Origin of the sequence: Stenotrophomonas panacihumi (genome assembly GCF_001431645.1) — a bacterium.
Lineage (GTDB): Bacteria > Pseudomonadota > Gammaproteobacteria > Xanthomonadales > Xanthomonadaceae > Stenotrophomonas_A > Stenotrophomonas_A panacihumi.
In genome coordinates this window covers 84,859-109,139 of record NZ_LLXU01000076.1, presented here as the reverse complement: position 1 = coordinate 109,139, position 24,281 = coordinate 84,859, and the positions used below count along the sequence as shown (strand labels likewise).

The 24,281-nt window shown below is 68.1% G+C and carries 18 protein-coding genes; 9 read left to right on the top strand and 9 right to left on the bottom strand.

Translation table 11 applies throughout. The features are described from left to right. Positions 1-171: 171 nt before the first annotated feature. The 7 genes from ARC20_RS09470 (at position 172) to ARC20_RS09440 (ending at position 9,798) form a co-directional block, all read left to right on the top strand. Positions 172-3,219 carry a TonB-dependent receptor gene (locus ARC20_RS09470; RefSeq protein WP_057646529.1) on the top strand — a complete coding sequence of 1,016 codons (3,048 nt, stop codon included), beginning with the start codon at positions 172-174 and terminating at the stop codon, positions 3,217-3,219. 124 nt (positions 3,220-3,343) lie between these two features. Then, positions 3,344-4,900, top strand: a complete 1,557-nt coding sequence (locus ARC20_RS09465; RefSeq protein WP_057646528.1) for a tryptophan halogenase family protein — start codon at positions 3,344-3,346, stop codon at positions 4,898-4,900. 16 nt (positions 4,901-4,916) lie between these two features. Then, positions 4,917-5,633, top strand: a complete 717-nt coding sequence (locus tag ARC20_RS09460) for a SapC family protein (protein WP_057646527.1) — start codon at positions 4,917-4,919, stop codon at positions 5,631-5,633. Then, entirely contained in the window at positions 5,614-6,630 is a 1,017-nt protein-coding gene (locus ARC20_RS09455; protein WP_425478460.1) for a cupin-like domain-containing protein, read from the top strand. Before ARC20_RS09460 ends, ARC20_RS09455 begins: the two co-directional genes overlap by 20 nt. 14 nt (positions 6,631-6,644) lie before the next feature. Beyond that, positions 6,645-8,156: a tryptophan halogenase family protein gene (locus tag ARC20_RS09450; RefSeq protein ID WP_057646526.1), complete on the top strand. Its 1,512-nt coding sequence runs from the start codon at positions 6,645-6,647 to the stop codon at positions 8,154-8,156. Between the two features lie 37 nt (positions 8,157-8,193). Beyond that, positions 8,194-9,474, top strand: a complete 1,281-nt coding sequence (locus tag ARC20_RS09445) for a glycoside hydrolase family 2 TIM barrel-domain containing protein (RefSeq protein ID WP_425478467.1) — start codon at positions 8,194-8,196, stop codon at positions 9,472-9,474. A 33-nt stretch (positions 9,475-9,507) separates the two neighbouring features. Next, a complete protein-coding gene (locus tag ARC20_RS09440; RefSeq protein ID WP_146165792.1) occupies positions 9,508-9,798 on the top strand; it encodes a hypothetical protein in 291 nt (96 codons plus the stop codon). A 13-nt stretch (positions 9,799-9,811) separates the two neighbouring features. Here the strand turns inward: ARC20_RS09440 and ARC20_RS09435 are convergent, their stop codons facing one another. Genes ARC20_RS09435 through ARC20_RS09405 form a run of 7 tightly spaced genes read right to left on the bottom strand, consistent with a single transcriptional unit; the run spans position 9,812 to position 16,492 of the window. Further along, positions 9,812-10,360, bottom strand: coding sequence for a lipocalin family protein (locus ARC20_RS09435; protein WP_425478461.1), 549 nt, complete (start codon positions 10,358-10,360; stop codon positions 9,812-9,814). Between the two features lie 8 nt (positions 10,361-10,368). Then, a complete protein-coding gene (locus tag ARC20_RS09430; protein WP_057646522.1) occupies positions 10,369-11,442 on the bottom strand; it encodes an SAM-dependent methyltransferase in 1,074 nt (357 codons plus the stop codon). Next, positions 11,439-12,245, bottom strand: coding sequence for a DUF1295 domain-containing protein (locus ARC20_RS09425; RefSeq protein ID WP_425478462.1), 807 nt, complete (start codon positions 12,243-12,245; stop codon positions 11,439-11,441). The genes ARC20_RS09430 and ARC20_RS09425 overlap by 4 nt, the downstream gene beginning before the upstream one ends. After that, complete coding sequence (locus ARC20_RS09420; protein ID WP_057646520.1) at positions 12,232-13,491, bottom strand: SAM-dependent methyltransferase; 1,260 nt, start codon at positions 13,489-13,491, stop codon at positions 12,232-12,234. The genes ARC20_RS09425 and ARC20_RS09420 overlap by 14 nt, the downstream gene beginning before the upstream one ends. Continuing rightward, complete coding sequence (locus ARC20_RS09415; RefSeq protein WP_057646519.1) at positions 13,488-14,255, bottom strand: DUF1365 domain-containing protein; 768 nt, start codon at positions 14,253-14,255, stop codon at positions 13,488-13,490. The genes ARC20_RS09420 and ARC20_RS09415 overlap by 4 nt, the downstream gene beginning before the upstream one ends. Then, positions 14,252-15,532: an NAD(P)/FAD-dependent oxidoreductase gene (locus ARC20_RS09410; RefSeq protein ID WP_057646518.1), complete on the bottom strand. Its 1,281-nt coding sequence runs from the start codon at positions 15,530-15,532 to the stop codon at positions 14,252-14,254. Before ARC20_RS09410 ends, ARC20_RS09415 begins: the two co-directional genes overlap by 4 nt. 3 nt (positions 15,533-15,535) lie before the next feature. Then, positions 15,536-16,492, bottom strand: coding sequence for an acyl-CoA desaturase (locus ARC20_RS09405; protein ID WP_057646517.1), 957 nt, complete (start codon positions 16,490-16,492; stop codon positions 15,536-15,538). Between the two features lie 145 nt (positions 16,493-16,637). Here ARC20_RS09405 and ARC20_RS09400 point away from each other — a divergent pair, with 145 nt between their 5' ends. After that, complete coding sequence (locus ARC20_RS09400) at positions 16,638-17,264, top strand: sigma-70 family RNA polymerase sigma factor (protein WP_057646516.1); 627 nt, start codon at positions 16,638-16,640, stop codon at positions 17,262-17,264. Continuing rightward, complete coding sequence (locus ARC20_RS09395) at positions 17,261-17,950, top strand: ChrR family anti-sigma-E factor (RefSeq protein ID WP_057646515.1); 690 nt, start codon at positions 17,261-17,263, stop codon at positions 17,948-17,950. Before ARC20_RS09400 ends, ARC20_RS09395 begins: the two co-directional genes overlap by 4 nt. 21 nt (positions 17,951-17,971) lie before the next feature. Here ARC20_RS09395 and ARC20_RS09390 read toward each other — a convergent pair whose 3' ends face one another. Both ARC20_RS09390 and ARC20_RS09385 read right to left on the bottom strand, forming a co-directional pair. After that, positions 17,972-20,638, bottom strand: a complete 2,667-nt coding sequence (locus tag ARC20_RS09390) for a beta-mannosidase (RefSeq protein WP_057646514.1) — start codon at positions 20,636-20,638, stop codon at positions 17,972-17,974. A 97-nt stretch (positions 20,639-20,735) separates the two neighbouring features. Further along, positions 20,736-23,852, bottom strand: coding sequence for a TonB-dependent receptor (locus ARC20_RS09385; RefSeq protein ID WP_057646513.1), 3,117 nt, complete (start codon positions 23,850-23,852; stop codon positions 20,736-20,738). Positions 23,853-24,281 lie beyond the last annotated feature (429 nt).

Below are 24,281 nucleotides of genomic sequence, written 5' to 3'. Positions count from 1 at the left end.
TTCATGGCGAATTCATTGCAGTTTTTTCGCAAAGTTTGACAACGCTGTCAGATTGCGATTCCAATCCGCCCCGAACTTATGAGTTCCAGCTATAGCTGCGCGTTGCGGCTATGGCGCGACAACAGACGCAGCACCACAGCACGTCATCGCGACTCCGGGGAGGGAAGTTCCATGAAGCAAGTGCAGTTCGTACCCAAGAAGCGTGTTCTGGCATCGGCCATGATGGTTGCCCTCGCGGGCCCGGCCTTTGCCCAGGACGCCAATCCGCCGACCAGCAGCACCCAGGTCGGCACCGGCGCCACCGCCTCCACGCAGGATCCGGCCACCACGCTGGACACCGTGCAGGTCACCGGCATCCGCGGCAGCCTCACCTCGTCGATGAACCTCAAGCGCGATGCGCAGGGTGTCGTCGACGGCATCGTGGCCGAGGACATCGGCAAGTTCCCTGATTCGAACCTGGCCGAGTCGCTGCAGCGCATCTCCGGCGTGTCCATCGACCGCAGCAACGGCGAAGGCTCGCGCGTGACCGTGCGCGGCATGGGCCCGGACTTCAACCTCGTGCTGCTCAACGGCCGGCAGATGCCGACCTCGACCGGCAGCCGCGCGTTCGAATTCAGCGACCTGGCCTCCGAGTCGATCTCCGAGGTCGACGTCTTCAAGACCAGCCGCGCGGATATCCCGACCGGCGGCATCGGCGCCACCATCAACATCCGCACCGCGCGTCCGCTCGACAACCCGGGCACGCACGCCAGCGCCGCCGCCAAGGGCGTGTGGGACACCTCCGACGACGACCTGCCGAGCCGCCTGAAGGGCAGCTCGGTGACGCCGGAACTGTCGGGCATCTTCAGCACCACCTCGAAGGATGGCCAGTTCGGCCTGGGCATCAGCGGCAGCTACCAGGAGCGTGACTCCGGCTCGGCCTCGGCGTTCGTCGCCCCGGGCAACGGCTGGCGTCCGTTCGTCGACACCCCGCGCGCCGACGGCCTCGGCGGTGGTTCGGCGCTGCCGCTGCCGGGCCAGCCAGGTTCGGAGAACATCACCAACCGCCCGGGCCCGAACGATGTGTACTCCATGCCGCAGAGCCTGGGCTACAGCGTCAACTCGGTCGAGCGCAAGCGCACCAACGGCCAGGCCGTGCTGCAGTGGCGCCCGATCGACGAACTGACCGCGACGCTGGATTACACCTACTCGGAAAACAAGATCCACACCCGTCGCAACGACATGTCGGTGTGGTTCAACATGACCCCGAACGAAAGTTCGTGGACCTCCGGTTCGGGCTCCTCGCCGCTGTACTACGAAGAGCTCTACAACGGCAATTCCGACTTCGCCAACGGCGCCGGCGATTCGGCGGTCAAGCACGAGAACAAGTCGCTGGGCTTCAACGTCGAATGGAAGGTCAGCGACCAGCTGACCCTGACCATGGACTACCACGACTCCTCGGCGACCTCCAAGCCGGACAGCCCGTACGGCTCGAGCAACACGCTCAGCGCCGCCGGCTTCTTCCGCGCCGGCAACATCGCCGACTTCAGCGGTGATTTCCCGATCCTGACGCTGATCCTGCCCAACGGCATGACCGCGATCGATCCGTCGCAGATGCTCGTCACCGGTTCGGTGTTCAGCAACAACTACAACCGCGCCGAGATCCAGCAGTGGCAGGGCAGCGGCGAGTTCGTGTTCGAGAACTACTCGAAGTTGAACTTCGGCGTGGCCTCGACCACCTACAACAACCGCTCGGCCTTCACCAACGTCCAGCTCGACACCTGGGGCGGCGCGACCAGCGCGGCCGACTATCCGGACGAGGTGTGGCAGCTCGAGCACATGGGCGACTACTTCGACCAGTTCGGCGGCGCGAGCAGCCCGGCCTTCACCGATGACTTCTTCGGCTTCGACTTCGCCACCGTCCGCCAGCTGGCGGCCGATGCGTGGGTGCGCGCCGGCAAGGGCAGCGCGGAAGACTACCTGGCCTCGTACGACTACACCGGCCAGCCGGTGCCGGGCAGCACGGCCAACCGCACCGTCGGCGACAGCCGCGTGCAGGAAAAGTCGCGCAGCGCGTACCTGAGCTGGAGCAACACCTTCGACTGGGGCCTGCCGGTGAGCGTGGCGGCCGGCATCCGCTACGAAGAAACCAAGGTGCAGGCGCAGTCGCTGCAGCCGGCCCCGGTGGGCATCAACTGGGCCGGTGCCAACGAGTTCAACATCATCTACAGCGGCTCGGAATTCCGCCGCGACGATGGCGAGTACAAGTACTGGCTGCCGAACCTGGACATCGGCGTGGACCTGACCAGCTCGGTCAAGCTGCGCGCCAGCTACAGCGAAACGCTGGGCCGCCCGAACTGGGGCGACCTGAACGCGGCGACCTCGCTGGGCGGCGTGGCCCGCTTCGACGGTGGCAGCGGTTCGTCCGGCAACCCGGCGCTGAAGCCGCTGGAATCGTCGAACATCGACCTGTCGGTCGAGTGGTACTACGCCGACGCGAGCTACATGTCGCTGGGCTACTTCCACAAGAAGATCGACAACTTCATCGCCGCCCAGAGCAGCATGCAGACCCCGTATGACAACGTGCATACGCCGGCCGGCGGCGCGTACTGGAACGCGGCCATCGCCGGTGGCTGCGCCAGCACCGACCGTCCCTGCATCCGCGATTTCATCTTCGCCAACTTCGACGGCCAGCCTGGCGTCAATGCGGCGGCGGGCACCATCGTGGGCCAGCCGGGCGACCCGGTCATCCCGTTCAACCTGTCCCAGCCGGTCAACAACCGCTCCGACAAGCTGGACGGTTGGGAGTTCAACATCCAGCACATGTTCGGCGAATCGGGCTTCGGCCTGGCGGCGAACTACACCTGGGTGGATTCGGGCCTGACCTACAACAACGGGGCGCTGGGCACGCAGTTCGCGCTGACCGGCCTGAGCGATTCGGCCAACTTCGTGGCGTTCTACGAGAAGTACGGCTGGTCGATCCGCGCGGCGTACAACTGGCGTGACGAGTTCCTCAACGCGCTGGGCGACGGCAAGGGTTCCAACCCGCTGTACACCGAGGCCTACGGCCAGCTCGACATGAACATCAGCTACGACGTGACCGAAAACCTGACGCTCTCGGTGGAAGGCATCAACATCACCAACGAGACCACCCGGGTGCACGGCCGCAATTCGAAGCAGCTGTATTCGGTCGACCAGCTGGGTCCGCGCTACATGTTCGGTCTGCGCTACAAGTTCTGATCCGGCCCGGCCTGTCGCGGCGGGCCGCCCCCTCCAGACCGCCGCTGACAGGGCGGGGGCCGGAGATCCGAAGGGATCTCCGGCCTTCGCTTGTCCGGCCTGGCGAAGTTGCATGAGGTCCGCTTTGACCCAATCCATCCGACACGTGGTCATCCTCGGCGGCGGCTCGGCCGGCTGGCTGACCGCCGGCGTGCTCGCCGCCGAACATGGCGGCCCCGGCGCCGACGACCTGCGCATCACCGTGATCGAATCGCCCGACGTGCCGATCATCGGCGTCGGCGAGGGCACCTGGCCGACGATGCGCGACACCTTGCGCCGGATCGGCGTGAGCGAGGCCGATTTCATCCGCGAATGCGAAGGCGCCTTCAAGCAGGGCTCGCAGTTCGTCAACTGGACCGACGCCGGCCCGAACGACACCTACTACCATCCCTTCCACCTGCCGGGTGGCTACGACGAGGCCGACCTGATCGGCGGCTGGCGCCAGCACCATCCCGACGCCCAGTTCGACCACCTGGTCTGCGCGCAGCCGCACCTGTGCGATGCGAACAAGGGACCCAAGCAGTTCGCCACGCCCGAGTACGCCTCGGTGGCCAACTACGCCTATCACCTGGATGCCGCCAAGCTCGGCGGCTTCCTGCGCAAGCACTGCGTGGCGCGGCTCAACGTGCGCCACGTGCCGGACCTGGTCACCGAAGTGCTCTCGCACGACAACGGCGACATCGCCGCGCTGCGTACCCGCGAGCATGGCGACATCGCCGGCGACCTGTTCATCGACTGCACCGGGCTGCGGGCGCTGCTGATCGGCCAGCACCTCGGCGAGCCGTTGCTGCCGCAGCAGCACTTGCTGTTCAACGACCGCGCCATTCCCACCCAGGTCGCCTATGCCGACCCGCGCGCGCCCATCGCCTGCCAGACCATCTCCACCGCGCAGAAGTTCGGCTGGATCTGGGACATCGGCCTGCAGGGCCGCCGCGGCATCGGCCACGTCTATTCCAGCGCCTACGGCAGCGAACAGGACGCGCACGACGCGCTGGTGCGCTACATCGTGGAGACGGGCGGGCGCGAGCAGGACATCACCTGGGTGCCGCGCGTGCGCATCGAGCCGGGCTACCGCCTGCGCCCGTGGCGCAACAACTGCGTGGCGGTGGGGCTATCCAGCGGCTTCCTGGAGCCGCTGGAAGCCAGCTCGCTGGTGCTGGTGGAACTGGCCGCGGCGATGATCGCCGACCAGTTCCCAGCCACGCGCGACACTATGGACATCCTCGCCGGGCGCTTCAACGACACCTTCCGCTACCGCTGGGAGCGGGTGGTGGACTTCCTCAAGCTGCACTACGTGCTCAGCCGCCGGGACGATTCGGACTACTGGCGCGACCACCGCCGCGAGGAGAGCTGGCCCGAACGCCTGCGCGACCTGCTCTCGCTGTGGCGCTACCAGCCGCCCTCGCGCTACGACCTCTACCGGATCGAGGAGGTCTTCCCCTGGGCGAGCTACCAGTACATTCTCTATGGCATGGGTTTCGTGCCGCAGGGCAGGGTGGGCACGGCGCATACGGCGGCCATCCAGCGTGCCGAACGCTGCTTCCGCCAGACCGCCGAGCAGACCGCGCGCATGCTCGCCGCGTTGCCCGGCCACCGTGAACTGATCGACCACATCCGCGCGCGCGGCCTGCCGCGCGTGTAATCCGACAAGAAGACCGATGACCCGCCACGTCCTGCTCAACAACGTCGACCACCACGCGCTGCGCATCGATACCCGCCGCGTGCCCGGGCTGGGCGACGAAGTGATGTCCGTACTGACCTTTCCCGGCGAATTCCGCCAGTTGCAGGCGCATTACCCCATCGTCTTCCACAAGGACGCCGAGGGCGCGTTCCATCCGCTGGCCCTGCTGGGCCTGCGCGAGCACGAGAACCTGTTCCTGGAACCGGCCGGCTGGGACGCGCACTACCTGCCGCTGGCGATCGAACGCAAGCCGTTCCTGATCGGCAGCGCCGATGGCGAACCGACCGTGCACGTGGACATGGACAGCCCGCGCATCGCCGGCGAAGACGCGCCGGGCGAACCGGTGTTCAAGGAGTTCGGCGGCCAGACCGTCTACCTGGAACGCATCGGCTCGGTGCTGCGCGCCCTGCACGAAGGCCTGCAGCAGAACGCCGGCTTCACCGCGCTGCTGCTCTCGCTGGACCTGCTGGAGCCGTTCGCGTTCGACGCGCGCCTGCGCGACGGCACCCCGCTGCGGGTGGAAGGCTTGTACACGATCCACGAAGAGCGCCTGCGCGCGCTCGACGGCGCCACGCTGGCGCAGCTCAACCGCAGCGGCGCGCTGGAAGCCATCCACATGGTGATCGCCTCGGGCGCGCATTTCCGCGACCTGATCGAACGCACCGAGCGCCGTCGTGCTGCCGGTCGCCACTAAGGTTCGCGAGGTCCACGGGCTCGATCCCCGGGCCCTGCCGGAAGAGGTCCTCACGTCCACCGAGCCGCTGCTGCTGCGCGGGCTGGCGAAGGACTGGCCGCTGGTGCGCGCGGGGCTGGAATCGCCGCGCGCGGCCATCGACTACCTGCGCCGCTTCGCTCGTCGCGACGCGCAGGTGGCGGTGCTGGTCGCGCCGCCGCAGGTGGAAGGCCGCTACTTCTACAACGACGCGCTGAGCGGCTTCAATTTCCACACCGAGCGCCCGCCGCTGGGCGCGATGCTCGACGCGATGGAACGCCATCTCGATGACGCGCGGCCGCCCTCGCTGTACATGGGCTCGACCACGGTGGACACCTACCTGCCGGGCCTGCGCGACGAGAACGACCTGGACCTGTCCGCGCACGACCCGCTGTTCAGCGTGTGGGTCGGCAACCGCACGCGCATCGCCGCGCACCAGGACGTGCCGGACAACATCGCCTGCGTGGCGGTGGGCCACCGCCGCTTCACCGTGTTCCCGCCGGACCAGCTGCGCAACCTCTACATCGGCCCGCTGGACCTGACCCCGGCCGGCCAGCCGGTGAGCCTGGTGGATTTCGCCGCGCCGGACCACGCACGCTTCTCGCGCTTCGCCGAAGCCCTCGCGCATGCGCAGGTGGCTGAGCTGGGCCCGGGCGATGCGATCTTCATTCCCAGCCTGTGGTGGCACCACGTCGAAGGGCTGGACCCCTTCAACGTGCTGCTCAACTACTGGTGGCGGCGCACGCCGGCCTACATGGATTCGCCGATGAACGCGCTGATGCTGGCGCTGATGAGCGTGCGCGACCTGCCCGACGAGCAGCGCGCCGCCTGGCAGGAAATCTTCCGCCACTATGTCTTCGAGCCGGACGCCGATACCGCCGGCCACATTCCCGAGGACGCGCGCCGCACGCTGGCACCGATGACGCCGGAGGTCGCGCGCGAGCTGCGCGCGCGCCTGCTGCAACGCCTCAACCGCTAAAGGACTCCTGCCGCATGACCCGCGACGCACTCGACCTTCCCGCCACGCCGGTACGCCGCGTCGTCATCGCTGGCGGCGGCACGGCCGGCTGGATGGCCGCCGCGGCGATCTCCAAAATCCTCGGGCGGCAGCTCGAGATCACGCTGGTGGAGTCCGAGCAGATCGGCACCGTGGGCGTGGGCGAGGCGACGATTCCGCCGCTGGTGACCTTCCACCGGCTGATGGAGATCGACGAGCGCGAATTCATGGCCGCCACGCAGGGCGCGATCAAGCTCGGCATCCTGTTCGAGAACTGGCGCGACATCGGCCACCGTTATTTCCATTCCTTCGGCACCACCGGCCGCGACCACTGGACCGCCGGTTTCCAGCACTTCTGGCTGCGCGGCCGCGAACGTGGATTGGCCAGCGACTACGCCGACTACAACGTCGAGTCCGTGGCCGCGCGCGAGAGGCGCTTCGCCCACCTGCCCAAGATGGGCATGAACTACGCGTACCACTTCGACGCCAGCCTGTACGGCAAGTTCATGCGCCAGATCGCCGAACAACACGGCACGCGGCGCGTGGAGGGAAAGATCGCCGACGTGCTGCTGCACGAAGACACCGGCTGCATCCGCTCGCTGCGGCTGGAATCGGGCGACGTCATCGAAGGCGACCTGTTCATCGACTGCACGGGCTTCCGCGCCCTGCTGATCGACAAGGCGCTGGGGGTGGGCTTCGAGGACTGGTCGCACTGGCTGTTCAACGACAGCGCGCAGGCGGTGCAGACCGCCGCGGTGGAAGATGCCGCGCCGTACACCAGCGCCATCGCCGAGGAGGCCGGCTGGCAGTGGCGGATTCCTCTACAGCGGCGCGTCGGCAACGGCATCGTCTATTCGAGCCGGCACATGGACGATGGCCGCGCGCGGGAGATCTTCGAGGGCAGCCTGCGTGGCGAACAGACCTCGCGGATGCTGCAGATCCGCTTCCGTCCCGGCCGGCGCGAACACAGCTGGTATCGCAACTGCATCGCGCTGGGCTTGGCGGGCAGCTTCATCGAGCCACTGGAATCGACCACCATCCACCTGATCCAGCGCGGCATCACCCGCCTGATGCAGTGCTTCCCGAAGGTACTCACCGCGGTGGACATCGAGGAGTACAACCGGCAGATGGCCGAGGAGCTGGTGCATGTGCGCGACTTCGTGGTGCTGCACTACGCCTTGACCGACCGCCGCGACACCGCCTATTGGCGCGCCTGCCACGAGATGACCCTGCCGCCCTCGCTGCAGCATCGCATCGACCTGTTCCGCGAGACCGGCATCGTGTTCCACCAGCCCAACGAGCTGTTCGCCGAGAACTCGTGGATCCAGGTGATGATGGGGCAGGGCAACATGCCAAAGCAGCACCATCCCACCGCCGACCTGATGGGCGACGAGGAACTGGCCCGCTTCCTCAACGCCGCGCGCGAGCATGCCGCGCGCACGGCCGCGCAGCTGCCCAGCCACCAGGCCTACCTGGACCGCTGGTGCCCGGCCACGACCCAGCGCTGATCACCCCATCACCCGAGGAGGCCACGCCATGCGTGCCATGAAGTGGATGCTGTCGTGCCTGCTGATGCTGGCCCCGTGGGGGCCGGCGCTGGCAGCCGGGCCGAGCCAGGTGAAGATCGTCGAGACCGAGGGCAGCTACCGGCTGTTCGTGGACGGGAAGCCGTTCTTCATCAAGGGCGGCGGTGGCAGCGGCCATCTCGACGAACTCGCCGCGCGCGGCGGCAATGCCGTGCGCACCTGGCGCGTGGACAGCGACCCGGCGCAGATGCGCGCCTTCCTCGACAACGCGCAGCGGCTCGGGCTGAAGGTGGCCGTCGGCATCGAGGTCGGCAACGAGCGCCATGGCTTCAACTACGACGATGACGCCGCGGTGGCCGCGCAGCTGGCGCGTATCCGCGGCGAGGTCGAGGCGTGGAAGGATCATCCGGCGGTGTTGATGTGGGTGGCCGGCAACGAGCTCAACCTGCACTACACCAACCAGAAGGTGTGGAATGCGATCGGCGGCATCGCCGACATGATCCACGAGGTCGACCCGAACCACCCGGTGATGACCACGCTGGCCGGCTTCGGCCCCCCGTTGATCGAACAGATCAAGCAGCGCGCCGGCAGCCTGGACCTGATCGGCATCCAGCTCTACGGCAACCTCGGCGAGCTGCCGGAGAAACTGCGCGACAGCCATTGGACCGGGCCGTACGTGGTGACCGAATGGGGCCCGACCGGCCACTGGGAATCGCCGCTGACGCGCTGGGAGGCGCCCATCGAGGACGACGCCTCGCGCAAGGCCGGTGTGCTGCTGGAGCGTTACCAGCGTTACATCGGCGGCGAACATCGCCAGGGCTTGGGCTCGTTCGTGTTCCTGTGGGGCCAGAAGCAGGAGCGCACGCCGACGTGGTACGGCCTGTTCCTGGCGGATGGCGAATCGACGCCGAGCGTGGACGCGATGCAGTTCGCGTGGACCGGCCAGTGGCCGGAGAACCGCGCGCCGTCGATCGCGCCGATCCGGGTGGATGACCGGCTGGCGACGAGCAGCGTCGTGCTCAAGCCGGGCAGCCCGCACAAGGCGCATGTGCGCGCCTCGGACAGGGAAGGGGATGCGCTGGACTATCGCTGGACGCTGCGCGAGGAAACCACGGCGACCAGTATCGGTGGCGACCCGGAGCACCTGCCGGACGCGGTGGAAGGCGTGATCCAGGCAGCCGGCGCGGGAGAGATCACGCTGACCGCGCCGCGGAAGCCGGGCAATTATCGCCTGTTCGTCGAAGTGCGCGACGGGCAGGGGCACGCGGCGTACGCGAACTTCCCGCTGCGGGTGGAGTAGCGGGCGGTGTCTGCTCGACTGGACGGACACCCCGTGAATGCCCGCTGGGCCGCCATCGGCGCGGCGGTGTCCTTGACCCTGGCGGCCGCATTGTTTGTCGTGCATGCGGTCTTGAACGAGAAGTATCTGGCGCATGCACCGACGGTGCCGGACATCGCCAGCGGTGCTGTCCAGCCGGTGTTCGCACACGGCGTCACCCTCTACTTTTCCGCCGGGCAGTTGCTGCTGCTCGATACATGTGCGAACGGCATTGTCGCGGCTGGGATGGTGGGTGGCCTCTTCCTGTACAGGTGGCGTCTCCACGGAAACAGCCGTTCACGATGACGGCGCCCCCAGCTCAGCGCGGCGCCTGCGGCACGCGCCGCACCTTGCTCGTGTCATACCCCAGCGCGGCGATGCGCGCGATCGCCCGCTGGTAATCCGCTGCCGACACCTGCGGCGTGCGCGACATGAACCACACGTAGTCGCGCTTGCTGCGCGCCACGATGGTCTGCTGGTAGTCCGGGCTGACCCAGGCGATCACGTACTCGGCCTGCACCGGCCACACGAACTGCATGTCCCACACCGCGCCGCCGCCGTCCGCCTTCACCCGGCCGATCGGATGCATCGTCTTCAGCGGCGCATCGAAACTTCCCTTGCGATAGGTGAAAGTCGTCTGGATGCGGCCATCCGGGCGCGGCGCATAGGACTCCACCGCGTCGAAAGCCTCGCGTTCCGGCCAGGACGGGATATGCGCGATGACGTACCAGTCGCCCATGAAACGCGGAACGTCCACCTTGGGTTCGCGCGGCAAGGGACGCGCCGGCTGGCCGCTGCAAGCCGCGACCACCAGGCCGGCCAGGCAGACGCACAGGATCGAGATCAGGGGCAGGCTCGCACGCATCATGGTCTCCTTCAGCGCGGTCGGAATTGGTAGTGGGCCACCAGCCATTCCTGGCCGCCGTCGTAGCCGAACAGTTCGGCGCAGGCCATCCAGAACATCCGCCAGCGCTGCCACCACAGCGCCGCCGCCGCTTCGCCATACGTCTGGCGCAGCACCGGCATCAATACGTCGCGATGCGCGTCCTGGCGTTCCAGCCAGTGGTTGGCGGTGCGCTGGTAGTGCGTGCCGTCGAGCAGCCAGCGGGACTGCAGCTGCAGATCATGCTGGAAATGCAGGAAGGTGTCGGCCGCCGGCATCAGCCCGCCGGTGAAGAAATGGCGCGCCATCCAGTCGTTCTCGCCATCGGTCTCGAAGGGGTAGAGCAGCTCGCGGTGGGCGAAGACGTGCGCGAACAGCACGCCGTCGGGCCGCAGCCAACGCGCGATGCGGGCGAACAGGGCATCGTAGTTGCGCAGGTGCTCGAACATTTCCACCGAGATGCAGCGGTCGAACGCGCGCGCGGGCAACGCCAGCCGGTTCACGTCACAGGTCAATACCAGCACATTGGACAACCCGCGTGCCTTGCACTGCGCTTCGATGTGGGCGCGCTGGCCGCGAGAGTTGGAGACCGCGGTGATCGACGCGTTCGGGAAGCGCTCGGCCATCCACAAGGTGAGCGAACCCCAGCCGCAGCCGAGTTCGAGGATGTCCTGCCCGTCGGCCAGGCCGGCGCGCGCCTCGTAGAGGGCGAGCATCGCCTCTTCGGCTTCGTCCAGGCTTTCGCGCCCCGTGGGGTAATAGCAGCTGCTGTATTTCAGCCGGCGTCCCAGGCAGGCCTGGAAGAACGCCGGCGGCACCTCGTAGTGCTGGCGGTTCGCCGCCTCCACGTGCAGCGCGAGTGGACTGCTCGCCAATTCGAGCAGGCGTGCGGACTGGCGGTCCGATTGCGCTTCCAGGCCACCGGCGCGTTCATCGCGCAGGCGTTGCGCGCACAGCCGGCGCATGCCCCAGCGCAGCAGGGCATCGGGCACCAGGCCGCGCTCGGCCAGTCCGGTGAGGCCCGGCGCGGTATCCACCGGGGCGGGCAGGGCAACGGCGTGGGTCATGGCGGGGACTCCGAAGCAGGAGAACGGCGCGGCGGCCAGGGAAAGATCATCGAGGTGGTGCGCTGGTAATCCCGATAGGCCTGGCCGCGCGTGCGCAACGCCTGCTGCTCCGTATAGGGCACGCCGCTGAGCCAGCGCAGGAAGACGTACATGACCACCGGCCCGCTCCACGCCAGCCAACCCAACGGCGCGCCGGCGGCCAGCACGACGTAGGTGAACCAGTGCAGCCATTCGAAGAAGTAGTTCGGATGGCGCGAATATCGCCACAGGCCGACACGGCAGACCTGGCCCTTGTTCGAAGGATCCGCCCTGAAGCGCGCCAGCTGCCGGTCGGCGATGGCTTCGCCGCCGACACTCACTCCCCAGACCACCGCCGCCAGCGCGATTCGCCACGCGCTGGCCTCCGGCTGCCCCGCCGCCGCGACGAAGGGCAGCGCGAACAACACCACCAGCAATGCCTGGCCGATGAAGAAGCCGAGGATCCAGCCCTGGTGGCCGTGCCAGTGCGCGCGCAGATGCGCATAGCGCCCGTCTTCCGCTTCGCCGCGCACGCGCTGCCACAGATGCCAGCCCAGCCGCAGGCCCCACAGGCCGCCGAACACCGCCAATGCCACGCGCACGGCGGGCGCGCCATCGCCGGCCGCCGCGATCGCCACCGCGCTGCCGCCCACGCCCAATGCCCACAACGCATCGACGATGCCGATGTTCTGGTGCCGGCGCTGCCACGCCCAGCCAGCCAGCATCACGCCCAGCATCGCGAGTGCCACCCACGCCAGCGCGCCCATCGCCTCAGCCCTCCGCATCCACCGCCAGCGGCGGGCGGTAGCCGGGGCGCGCGAGCAGCAGATGCGATACGCCGATGGAGCGCTCCAGGAAGCCGCCCTCGCAATAGGCCAGGTAGAACTCCCACAGGCGGATGAACGCCTCGTCGAAACCCTGCGCGCGCACGGCAGGGCGCTGGCCGAGGAAACGCTGCCGCCAGTTGCGCAGGGTCAACGCGTAGGAATGGCCGAAGTCGTGCTGGCCGACGAGCTGCAGGTCGCTGGCCCGGGTCTTGGCGCGCAGCATCGCCTCGATCGACGGGATGAAGCTGCCGGGAAACACGAAGCGCTTGATGTAGTCCACGCTGCGCAGCGCCTGCGCGTAGCGCGTGTCCTCGATGGTGATGGCCTGCAGCAGGGCCAGCCCCTCGGGCTTGAGCAGACGCGCCACGGTGGAGAAATAGGTGTCGAGGAATTCGGCGCCGATGGCCTCGATCATCTCGATCGACACCAGCTTGTCGTACTCGCCCTGCAGGTCGCGGTAGTCCTGCTGCAGCAGGGTGATGCGCGATTCCAGCCCGGCTTCCCGGATGCGTTCCTCCGCCAGCGCGTACTGCTCGGCGGAAATGGTGGTGGTGGTGACGTGGCAGCCGTAGTACCGCGCCGCATGCAGCGCGAAGCCGCCCCAACCGGTGCCGATCTCGATCACGCGGTCGCCCGGTTGCAGGCGCAGCTGCCGGCAGATGCGTTCGAGCTTGCGATGCGAGGCGGCTTCGAGCGATTCGGCCGGGTCGGCGAAGATCGCCGAGGAATACATCAGGTCCGGGGAAAGGAACAGCGCGAAGAACTTGTTGCCGAGGTCGTAATGCGCGGCGATGTTGCGGCGGCTACCGTCGCGGGTGTTACGCCGCAGCCGGTTCCACCCGCGCAACAGCCAGCCGCCGATCCGCGCCGGCCCGCGCTCCATGCCGTCGAGCAGGTCGCGGTTGCGCACCAGCAGCCGCACCAGGGCGACGAGGTCGTCGCAGTGCCAGTCGCCGCGGATATAGGCCTCGCCCGCGCCGACGCTGCCCTGTGCGGCCACGGCGCGGTAGAACGCCGGGTCCTCGATGGTGACGACAGCCCGCAACGGGCCGCTCGCATCGCCCAGCACGACTTCGCCCAGCGCATCGCGCACGCACAGGGCGCCATCGCGCAGGTTCGCCAACTGTTGCAGCAAGCGCGCGCGCAGGAACTGGTCCAGCGTGCCGGGGCGCGACAGGGAAAGGGTGCGGTGCATCGGGTTCATCTCGATCTCCCGGCGAGGGTAGGGTGGTCGTGCACGGGGTTGCGCTTGAGCCACAACCGCAGTGCGTGCCAGTGGATGGCGCCGACGACCTGCAGGGTCATCAGCGGATAGCGCGCCAGCACGCGCGCCAGGCCGGGGCCATCGAGCGGCCGGCGCTGCATGTGCTGGGTCGCGTCGAACTGGCGCACGCCATCGCGCCAGACCTGCATGTGCACGTCCAGCCGCTCGCCCGGCGCGCCGAAGCGCCAGTCGTAGGCGCAATCCATGGGCATGAAGGGCGAAACGTGGAAGCGCTTGTCGAAGCGCCAGCGCAGGACCTCGCCGCGCCGTTCCGCCGTCTCGACCGGCAGGACGTAGGCGTGGCGCTGCTTCCACGGCGTGTTGGTGATCTCGGCGACGATGCACGCCAGCGTCTGCCCGTCGGCCGCGTAGCAGTAATAGAAGCTCACCGGGTTGAAGACATGCCCGGCGTAGCGCGGATGGGTGAGCAGGCGGATCGGGCCGGTCGGGCGGCGCCCCAGTTCTTCCTCCACCCTGTCGCGCACCGCTTCGGACAACGGCACCTCCGGCGCGCCGAGGTAATCGCGACGATGGAACGCGGCCAGGTTCGGGCGGTCCACCGACCACAGCCAGCGCCGCGCGAAGAGCCCGGGCAGCTCGTCCAGGTCCACCATGAGCTGCGCGATGGGATAGCGGAACGCATGCGCATGCGGCGCATGGCGCCGATGCACGACATGGCCGAAATACAGCGCGCTGGCGCTCATGCGGGCGCCACCTCGCGGGGCGGGGCAAGCCGCTCTTCTCCGCGCGCGGCCATCGCATCCACCACGCGCCGTGCACTGCGGATGCCATCTTCGTGGAATCCCCAACCCCAGTAGGCACCGGCGAACCACGTGCGGCGATGGCCCTGGATCTCGTCCCAGCGGCGCTGCGCGCGCACCATCGCGGCATCGTGGATGGGGTGCGCGTAGCGCAGGCGACGCAGGACGCGCGCCGGGTCGATCGCCTCGCTGCGGTTGAGCGTGGCGATGAGCGGCGTGGGTGTCGGCAGGCCCTGCAGCAGGTTCATGCAATAGCTCACCGTGCAGGCATCGGCGGGGTCGCGCGGGATATGCGCGTTCCAGGCCGCCCACGCCTTGCGGTGGCGCGGCAGCAGGCGCTCGTCGGTGTGCAGCACGACCTCGTTGGGCTGGTAGCGGATCGCCGAAAGCACCTCGCGCTCGCGCGCATCCGCATCGCCCAGCAGGGCCAGCGCCTGGTCGCTGTGGCACGCCAGTACGACCTCATCGAAGACCTCGCTGCCGGCCAGGCCATGGACGCGCACACCCTCCGGCAGTCGCTCGATGCGGTGGACCGGCGATGAAAGCCGGGTCTCCACCCGCCACTGCCGGCGCATCGCCTCCACATAGCGCGCGGAGCCGCCCCGCACCACGCGCCACGGCGCCCGTGCGTTGACCTGCAACATCTGGTGGTTGGCCATGAACTGCACCATGTAGCGCGCCGGGAACGCGCCGATTGCCGCGGCCGGCGCCGACCACAGCGCACTGGCCATGGGGAACAGGTGCTCTTCGACGAACGCCTCGCCGTAGCCCTGCGCACGGACATACTCGGCCAGGCTCGGCCCTTCCTCGTCCCCCGCCAGCAAGGCAGGGGCGTCGCGGTAAAAGCGGCGCAGGTCGGCGAGCATGCCCCAGAAGCGCGGGGACACCAGATTGCGGCGCTGGCAGAACAGCGTATCGAACGTGGTGGCGTTGTACTCCACGCCCGAGCGCTCGCTGTGCACGGAGAAGCTCATGGTCGTCGGCTGGCTGGCCACGCCGAGCTCGTCGAACAACGCCGTCAACAACGGATAGTGCTGCGGGTTGAACACGATGAAGCCGGTATCCACCGAGAGCACCTGGCCGTCGATCTCGACCCGGTGCGTGTGGGTGTGGCCGCCGAGGTAGTCATTGGCCTCCATCAGCGTGACCTCGTGGTTGCGCTGCAGCCACCACGCGCTGGCCAGCCCCGCGATGCCCGAACCGATGACCGCGATGCGCATGGCTCAGCGCTCCGCCTTGGCCAGCACCCAGGCGGGCACCGGTTTGAGCCCGCGCACCAGCCCCAACGCCGCCATCGCGCGCAGGCCGTACCAGGTCAGGTCGACTTCCCACCAGCGAAAGCCCTGCCGGGCGGTGCCGGGGAAGAAGTGGTGGTTGTTGTGCCAGCCCTCGCCGAAGGTGAGCAGCGCGAGCCAGAAGTTGTTGCGGCTGTCATCGCGGGTAGGGAAGCGGCGGCGTCCGAAACGATGCGCCAGCGAGTTGATCGTGACGGTGGCATGGAACAGCACCACCGTGGAGATGAAGAAGCCCCACACCAGCATCTGCGGGCCATTGGTGTGCAGCCCGGGCGCCGTCGCTTCCAGCACGCTGCCGAGCAGGTACAGCCCGGCGGCGAGCGCCACCGGCACGACCAGGTCGAAGCGGTCGAGCCAGCGCAGCTCCGGATACTTCACCAGGTCCGGGATCCGGCCCCAGTCCGTGGCGAACGCCGCGCGGGTCAGGAACCAGCCCATGTGGCTGCGCCAGAAGCCCTGCGTGCGCGGCGAATGCGGATCTTCCGCCTGGTCGGCATGGCGATGATGCGTGCGATGGTGCGCCGCCCACCACAACGGGCCGCGCTGCACGCTGGCCGCGCCGATCACCGCGAACACGAACTGCACGCCGCGCGAGGCCTCGAAGGTGCGATGGGAGAAATAGCGGTGGTAGAACGCCGTAATGGCGAACATGCGCACGGCGTACAGCAGCACCGCCACGATCACGGCCACCCACGACACGCCCGTCCACAGCGCGCCCAGGCAGGCCAGGTGCATGCCGATGAAGGGCACGGCGCGCAGCCAGGCGATGCGCCGGGCGTCGGCGGGGTCGGCGACCTGCGCGCCGGCCTCGGTGTCGAACCAGCGCCGCACGGCGGCCGGCAGGCGCCAGCGCGGGGCGGGTACAGCGGCGGATGGTCGGGCCATGGCACGGATCTCTGCAGGCTATGGTGTGTTGTACGCACGGGAGCGGCAAACGGATGCACGGCTTCGGCGAATCCGCCCTTGCATCCAAGCGGCGGCGTCGTACGTAGAAGGAGGAGAACCTTCACGCCAATCGAACCGACGCCCGATGTACCGTCCACCTGGCCCTTCCGCGCACTCCGCCTTCGAGGCGGCGAGAATCATGTCCAGCGCCGCCCAGCCGACCAACGAGCCGAAGGACTGGGCCCAGGACATGGAGGCCGTGGCGCGCCTGCGCGACCGCGAAGGCTTCATGCGCATCTACGACCACTTCATGCCGCGCCTGTGCGTGTACCTGCGCGGGCTCGGCGCGGGCGAGGCGACCGCCGAGGACCTTGCGCAGGAGTGCCTGCTGCGACTGTGGCAGCACGCCGACCGCTTCGACCCGGCGCGCAGCGTGCTCAGCACCTGGCTGTACCGCATCGCGCGCAACCTGCATATCGACCGCATCCGCCGCGAGCGGGCCTGGCAGCATGCGCAGGAGGTCGTCGAGCAGGCGGCGATGGAAGACCCCACGCCCGGCGGCACCGCCGAACAGTTCGCCGACCATGCGCGGATACGCCAGCGCATCCACGAGCTGCCGGCGATCCAGGCGCGGCTGGTGCGCATGTCGTACTTCGAAGCCAAGAGCCACGGCGACATCGCGCAGGCACTCGGGATGCCGCTGGGGACGGTGAAGTCGCATTTGCGGCGGGCGTTCCTGCACCTGCAGTCCAAGGTGGGAGGGGGCGCATGAATCCCCGCCACCACCTGCACGAATCCACGCTCATCGGCTATGCGGCCGGCGCCCTGGCGCCCGCGATGGCGATTGTCGCCAGCGCGCACCTGGAACAATGCGCGCACTGCCGCCGCGCGGCGCGCGAGGCCGAAGGCTTCGGCGCGGCGCTGCTCGACCAGGCGCACAACGACCCCCTGCCGCAGGCACGCCGCGACGCGTTGCGCGCACAGATGCTGGCCCGGCTCGGGTCGCAGGACGACCCGGCCGAGACCATCGCCACGCCGCATCCCCGGCGCGAGACCTCGCCGGCACCCGTCGCACCCGATGCGGACCGCCTGCCGCACGCGCTGCAGCCTTACTTCGGCAGCTCCTACCGCGCCCTGCGCTGGCGCTGGATGGCGCCGGGCGTGCATTGCCTGCGCGCGGCGGACATGCCATCGCTGATCATGCTGCGGATCGCGCCGGGCAAGTCGTTGCCGATGCACAGCCATGGCCGCAGCGAGCTGACGCACATCCTGCAAGGCGCCTACAACGATTCGCTCGGGCTGTTCGCACCCGGGGACGTGGCCGACCTGGACCAGGACGTGGAGCACCAGCCCGTGACCGCGCCGGGCGTGCCCTGCATCTGCGTGTCCGCGCTGGATGCGCCGCTGGTGTTCAGTGGCTGGCTGGCGCGGAAGATCCAGCGGTTCGTCAAACTCTGAGGCACGAACCGCCGGGCACCCTCAACGCGAGGGCGGCTGCACCGCATCGGCCAGCGAGCGCAGGTGCAGGGCGTCGCGCAGCGCTTCCAGCGAGGCGGTGCTGCGCACCCGCACGGTCACGGTTTCGCCGGGAAGCAGCGTCAGCGCGTTGTCGGACAACTCGGCGTCGAGTTCGCCGAAGTCGATCCACGTCGCACGCGCGAGGGAGCGGGTGCTCACGTCCAGCGCATAGCCGTCGCCGTCCCGGCGCAGCGTGCCGCGCAAGCCGGGATCGGGCCATGCGATGTCCTTCGCCGCGCTGAAATACACGACGCTACGCGAGACCGGCTCGCCCGCCACCGTCAGCTCGAACACCGCGACCGTCGCGCGTGGATCGGCCTCGCCGAGCAGTTCCGCATCGGTGTAGCTTGCGATCTTCGTCGCGGACAACGGCGCCAGCTGCACCGGCTTGCGTTCGTCGCGCAACGGCTGGCCCGACAGCGACATCACCCGCAGGCGCAGCTCGCCGCTGCGGGCCTCCGTGCGATCGTTGAGCGCGCTGACCTCGGTGTGGCCCTGCGCATCGCGCAGCGCGGCCACCGCCACCGGGGCGAAGAAGCGGCGCGCATGGAACTGCAGCGCCTTCCAGCGCCCGAACCAGTCGATGCTCGACCACGAGGCGCCCGGCCACACGTCGTTGAGCTGCCAGTACAGCGAGCCCATCGTGTACGGGCGGCTGGCGCGGTGGTGCAGGGCGGCCAGCTCGATGCCCTCGGCCTGCATGGCCTGGCTGAGGTAGATGAAATCCGGGAAGTCCTTCGGCGTGCCGAACTCCATCTCCACGTAATGCATCAGCCGCTCGTTGCCCTTGCCGGCCATGAACTTCTGGTGCGCTTCGATCACCGGCGTGGCCACGCCCTGGTCCGCGCGCGGGGCGAAGGCGTCCACGGTGCGCTGGGCGGGCCAGGCCTGCAGGCCGTACTCGGACATGAAGCGCGGCGTGATCTCCAGGTATTTGACCGGCGGATGCGCCGGGTTTCCCCAGACCTCCCAGTAGTGCATGTCGCCCGCGGCCGGCGTGTTCGCCACCTCGGCCAGGTCGTTGCTGGGCGAGCTCGCCCAATAGCGGATGCCGCCGCCTTCCTGCTCGACGACCTCGCGCAGGTCATGGCCGAACAGCTGCACGTAGCCGTCCCAGACCTTCCGGGCGAATGCAGGATCGCGCGCCCGCAGTGACGTGCCATGGTCGGCACCGCCCCAGTATTTCCAGGCGATCTCTTCCTCGTTGTTGCCACACCACAACACGATGCTCGGGTGGTCGCGCAGGCGCCGCACGTTGTCGCGCGCCTCGGCGACCACGTTGTCGCGGAACGCCTTGTCGTAGGCCGGCTGCATGCCGCCGCCGAACATGAAGTCCTGCCAGACCATCAGGCCCAGCTCGTCGGCCAGGTCGTAGAAGTGGTCGCTCTCGTAGATGCCGCCGCCCCAGCCGCGAATCATGTTCATGTTCGCATCGACCGCGGATTGCAGCACGCGCCGCAGCTGCGCATCGCCCACGCGCGGCGCGAACAGGTCGAAGGGAATGTAGTTGGCGCCCTTGGCGAATACCGGGATGCCGTTGACGACGAAATGGAAGGTCGCGCCTTGCGCGTCCGGATCGGTGCGCAGTTCCACGCTGCGCAAGCCGGTGCGCTTGCTGGCCTGCGCCAGCGTCTTGCCGCCCTGGCGCACTTCGACGTCGTAGCGGTACAGCGCCTGCGCGCCATAGCCGTTCGGGTACCAGCGCTGCGGCCGGTCGACCGTGACCGGCAGCGAGACGACCTCGCCATCGACGGCCTTCAACGCCGCGTGGCGCTGCGCAACCTGCGTGCGCTTGCCGTCCGGCGCGGTCTGCCAGACGCGCAGGTCGTACTCGCCGGCACGCACGGCGTCCACGCGGACGCGGACATCGAGCAAGGCGTGCGCTTCGGTCACCTGCGCCTGGCGCAGCTGCACGTCGTCGATGCGTACCGCGTCCCAGCTCTGCAGTTTCACCGGCCGCCACACGCCGGCGGTGACATAGCGCGGGCCCCAGTCCCAACCGTAGTGGAAGCCGGGCTTGCGCACGAAGTTGCCGGTCAACGCGTCGGTCGGCTCGTCGCCGTAGGGGGAGGGGTAGTTGCCGGCGATCTTCACCGGCATGGCCTGCACCTGCGGGAGCAGGCGGTTGATCGGCGAATGCAGGACCACGCGCAGCTCGTTGCCATGCGCGCGCAGCTTGCCCTGTACCGGCACCCGCCAGGTACGGAAGAAATTGTCGGCGTTGAGCAGCTTCTCGCCATTGACGAAGACCTCGGCGAAGGTGTCCAGGCCTTCGAAGACCAGGTCGCTGCGCGCATTGCCCAGCGTCTGGGGCGATACGTCGAAGGTGGTGCGGTATTCCCAGTCGGACAGGCCGATCCACTGCAGGCCGGCCTCGGCCGCGCCCACGTAGGGATCGGGAATCAACCCGCGCGCGAACAGATCGGTATGCACGGTGCCCGGTACGGTGGCCGCTTGCCACGGCAGCGTGCGCGGATGCGCGGCGGCTTGCGGACTGTCCGGGCGCTGGCGGAACTGCCAGCCGGTATCGACCCGGGTTTCGCTGAAGGCCTGCGCCAGCGCGGCATCGCAGCACATCGCCACGAGGACAGTGCACAGCAGGTTCCGCAGCAGCGCGTGGGTTCTCATGGTCATCCCGGCAAGAAGACGGCAGTGGCCCGGGGAGGAGGGCCACTGCCGTGAAAACCTCCCCGGCCTGGCGGCGCGGGGAGGGAGGAGGGTCGGATCAGAACTTCCAGGTCATGCCGAGGTACATGACGCGACCTGCGTAGCTGTTGGTGTAGAAACGGGCCTTGGTGTCGTTGCCCAGGTGCGAGCGGGTCTCTTCCTCGGTCAGGTTCAGCACCGAAGCCGTCAGGCTGAGCGCCGGCGTGAAGTTGTACGCGGCATTCAAGTCGATCTGCTGGTACGGCTCATCGTATACGTTCAGGCCGTTGACCAGGCCCTGGACCACTTCACCGCGGCGATTGTACGAAGCCCGCAGCAACAGCTTCTGGTTCTCGTAGAACACGGTGAAGTTGGCCTGGTTCTTCGCGCTGCCCACCAGCGGCGACTCGCCGAGCGAGGTGCCGTCCTCGAGGGTGATGGCCGCTTCGTTGGTGTCGTTGTAGGTGTAGTTGGCCTGGAAGCCCAGGCCGAAGGGCAGCGTGTGCTGCGCATACAGTTCGACGCCCTGCGAGACCGCGTCGCGGCCGCCGGCTTCCGTCGAGTAGTTCTGCACGGTCACGGTTTCGCCGTTGACGACCATGTTGACGTCGGCGATCACCGGCACGGTGAAGTTGCTGACGTCCTTGCGGAACAGCGCCACGCCCAGCACCGAACCCGGCTGGAAGTACCACTCCACGCCGAGGTCGTACTGGTCGGCCTTGTACGGCTGCAGGTTCTTGTTGCTGCCCGAACCGTACCAGCCCAGTTCGCCGGCGCCACCGGTCAGGCGGCGGTCGTTGACGTATTCCTCGCTGTAGTACTCCAGGCTGCCGGGCGCGGCGATGCTGTCGTAGCTCGGGCGGGCGATCACCTTGGAGGCGGCGCCGCGCAGCACGAGGTTCTCGGTCAGGTCGTAGGCGAGATTGAGGCTCGGCAGCACGTCGGTGTAGGTGCGGTCGAGCGCGCTGACGGCGAACGATTCCTGGCGCTGCACGCTGTCGGACAGGCGCCAGAAGCCCTCGGTGCCGCAGTACGTGTCGGCCGGCGCGCCGCCGGGCGCCGCGGCGCCCTGCTGGCAGGGCAGGGGGCTGCCGTCCGGGCCGTCGAAGAAGTAATCGTTGTAGGAGGTGATCTTGTCCGTCGAATCGGCGTGCTGGCGGGTGCTGGCCACGCGCACGCCGACATTGCCGCGCAGGCGCTCGGTGTGGAAGTTGGCCTGCAGATAGGTGGAGTAGATCTTCTCGTCGACGTTGTAGACGAAGTTGTCTTCGTTGCGGGTCTGCATCTCCCCGTACGTCTGGTTGAGATAGTTGATGTAGGCCGGGAAGTTGATCGCCGGGAACGCGCTGGCATTGAAGCCGCCGGTGAGGTTGCCCACCGACTTCAGCAGGTCAGGCGAGAACTGGCTGGCCAGGTCGTTGCAGCGGCCGTTCCAGAAGCGGTTCTCGTAATCGGACGGATCGGTGCCCGGGCACACCCAGTAGCTGTTGCCGGTGTTGCGGTGGATGCCGCCGTCACGCGCCTTCAGGCCGAACTGGATCGAGTCCAGGAAGTTCATGTCGGTGTGCCAGGTCGTATCGATCTGGGCGAACTTCTGCTCGGTGGTGTTGCGCGTCCACGACGAGCCGGTCGAGCCGAGGTCGACCTGCAGGATGCCGTTGCTGAGGTTCTGCATCAGTTCCGGCGAGAAGGTCATCGTCGGCGTGCCGCTCAGGTCCCAGGCGCTGGCGTAGTTGCCCAGCGTCCAGCTGCCGTCGGCGTTCTGGCGGCGCGGCTTGATCGGCACCGCGAACTGCAGCGACGGGCCACCCGACGCCCAGGTGCGGCCGATCTTGGTGGTGACGTCCACCGATTCGCCGCGCCATTCGGCTTCCAGGTCGAACGCCTGCGAGCGCGCCATCTCGACGTTGTAGCTGCCGGTGAGCTGCGGCGTCGGCATCGTGCAGTCATCCGAACCCCAGCCGCCCGGGGCCATGCCGGCGGCGGCGGCCTGCGCTTCGCTGCAGTAGTAGGTCTTGCCCGGATGCACGCTGTAGTCGGCGCCGGTGACGATGGTGCCGCTGGGGTCCATGGTCAGGCCGTCGAGCATGCGCCCACCCGGCCAGTTGCCGTCGCCGTAGTAGCGGGCGATGCTCCATTCCGGGATCTTCAGCGAGTTGGTCTCCGAATCCTGCGAGAGGTCGAAGCGGAAGTAGTTCGCCGTCAGGGTCAGGTTGTCGGTCGGCTTGAACTGGAAGGTGATCTGGCCGCCCTTGCGGTCGCGCTCTTCTTCCTTGACCTCCGCGTTGACCGAGGTCGGCATCATGAAGCCGGTGTAGTAGTTGCCGTTCTGGTCCCAGAAGCCGGTGCCGCCCCACCAGTTGGAGTTGAAGTCGGACGGGTTGCCGTTGACGTCCACCGCGGTGCCGCCTTCGTCGCGGCCATACCACTGCCAGTTCTCGGTGCTGGTGCCCAGCGTGCGGATGGTGCGCTTCTGCTGGGTGTAGCCGACGAACACGCCGAAGCGGTCGTCCTTGTCGTGCCAGGCGTAGGAGCCGGCGAACTGGCCGTCGGTCTTGCGGGTGGTATCGGCGTAGGTGCCTTCGGCGGAGACGAAGCCGGTGTTGGATTCCATCTCCAGCGGGCGGCGCGTGTGCAGGATCACGGTGCCGCCGACGCCGCCTTCGTCGATGCGCGCTTCCGGCGTCTTGAACAGCTCGGCGCTGGACAGCATGTTCGAGGGCAGCAGGGTGTAGTTGAACGAGCGGGTCGGGTCGCCGTTGGATTCGGCCGAGGCGATGTAATTGCCGTTCAATTCGGTCAGCGTCAGCTCCGGCGACAGGCCGCGCACGCTGACGTTCTTGCCTTCGCCACCGTCGCGGCTGACGATCACGCCGGGCACGCGCTGCAGCGCGTCGGCGACGTTCTTGTCGGGGAACTTGCCGATGTCCTCGGCGTTGACCACTTCGATGATGGCGTTCGCGTTGCGCTTCTGGTCCAGGCTCTTCTCGATCGCGTAGCGGTAGCCGACCACGGTGACGGCGTCGAGGTCGGTGGCCTGCGTGGACGGGGTGGCCTGCGCGGGGGCGGCAGCCTGCTGCGTGGCAGCTTGCGGCGTGGCGTCCTGCGCGAGGGCGACGCCCGGCAGGGCCACCACCGCGCCCAGGGCGATCGCGATGGCTGCGGACAACGAACTGCGGTTATGTGTGCGTGACATCAGATTCAACCCCTCTCTCGATTGAACGTTATGGATTTAAAACGATCTAAAATTCACGCCAAGAAATTGACCCAAGAATGTCCAGGAAGCCCGCGATGCGGCACCTCCGTCCCACGGCCTTGCCACGGCCGTGCCCCTGCGTGAAATTTGGATCGATCTAGGTCGGCGTAAAAAATTTGTAGCACGAGATTTGCCGGCTGGCATGCTGCTGCGCAGCAGGCGTTGGCGCGGACCGTGCCCGCTGGGGGGACAGGGCGGGGCGGAGGGCAGGTTTCTGCTGCAGTGCAGAATGCGAGGACCGCCGATGTATGGTTGTTTAGATCGATCTAGTTGATGTGCCACCCGGGGGTGGCCGGGGTTTTGCGGGGCGCTGGTGACTGGATTTGGATCGTTTCAAAAGCCCGGCCGGCAAGCGTGGCCAGGGCCGAT

What these genes read in the sequence shown, in the direction of transcription:
- ARC20_RS09470 (WP_057646529.1), top strand. Translation starts at nt 172, where the DNA reads ATGAAGCAAGTGCAGTTCGTACCCAAGAAGCGTGTTCTGGCATCGGCC.
- ARC20_RS09460 (WP_057646527.1), top strand. Translation starts at nt 4,917, where the DNA reads ATGACCCGCCACGTCCTGCTCAACAACGTCGACCACCACGCGCTGCGC.
- ARC20_RS09450 (WP_057646526.1), top strand. Translation starts at nt 6,645, where the DNA reads ATGACCCGCGACGCACTCGACCTTCCCGCCACGCCGGTACGCCGCGTC.
- ARC20_RS09445 (WP_425478467.1), top strand. Translation starts at nt 8,194, where the DNA reads ATGAAGTGGATGCTGTCGTGCCTGCTGATGCTGGCCCCGTGGGGGCCG.
- ARC20_RS09435 (WP_425478461.1), bottom strand. Translation starts at nt 10,360, where the DNA reads ATGATGCGTGCGAGCCTGCCCCTGATCTCGATCCTGTGCGTCTGCCTG.
- ARC20_RS09430 (WP_057646522.1), bottom strand. Translation starts at nt 11,442, where the DNA reads ATGACCCACGCCGTTGCCCTGCCCGCCCCGGTGGATACCGCGCCGGGC.
- ARC20_RS09425 (WP_425478462.1), bottom strand. Translation starts at nt 12,245, where the DNA reads ATGCGGAGGGCTGAGGCGATGGGCGCGCTGGCGTGGGTGGCACTCGCG.
- ARC20_RS09420 (WP_057646520.1), bottom strand. Translation starts at nt 13,491, where the DNA reads ATGAACCCGATGCACCGCACCCTTTCCCTGTCGCGCCCCGGCACGCTG.
- ARC20_RS09415 (WP_057646519.1), bottom strand. Translation starts at nt 14,255, where the DNA reads ATGAGCGCCAGCGCGCTGTATTTCGGCCATGTCGTGCATCGGCGCCAT.
- ARC20_RS09410 (WP_057646518.1), bottom strand. Translation starts at nt 15,532, where the DNA reads ATGCGCATCGCGGTCATCGGTTCGGGCATCGCGGGGCTGGCCAGCGCG.
- ARC20_RS09405 (WP_057646517.1), bottom strand. Translation starts at nt 16,492, where the DNA reads ATGGCCCGACCATCCGCCGCTGTACCCGCCCCGCGCTGGCGCCTGCCG.
- ARC20_RS09400 (WP_057646516.1), top strand. Translation starts at nt 16,638, where the DNA reads ATGTACCGTCCACCTGGCCCTTCCGCGCACTCCGCCTTCGAGGCGGCG.
- ARC20_RS09395 (WP_057646515.1), top strand. Translation starts at nt 17,261, where the DNA reads ATGAATCCCCGCCACCACCTGCACGAATCCACGCTCATCGGCTATGCG.
- ARC20_RS09390 (WP_057646514.1), bottom strand. Translation starts at nt 20,638, where the DNA reads ATGAGAACCCACGCGCTGCTGCGGAACCTGCTGTGCACTGTCCTCGTG.
- ARC20_RS09385 (WP_057646513.1), bottom strand. Translation starts at nt 23,852, where the DNA reads ATGTCACGCACACATAACCGCAGTTCGTTGTCCGCAGCCATCGCGATC.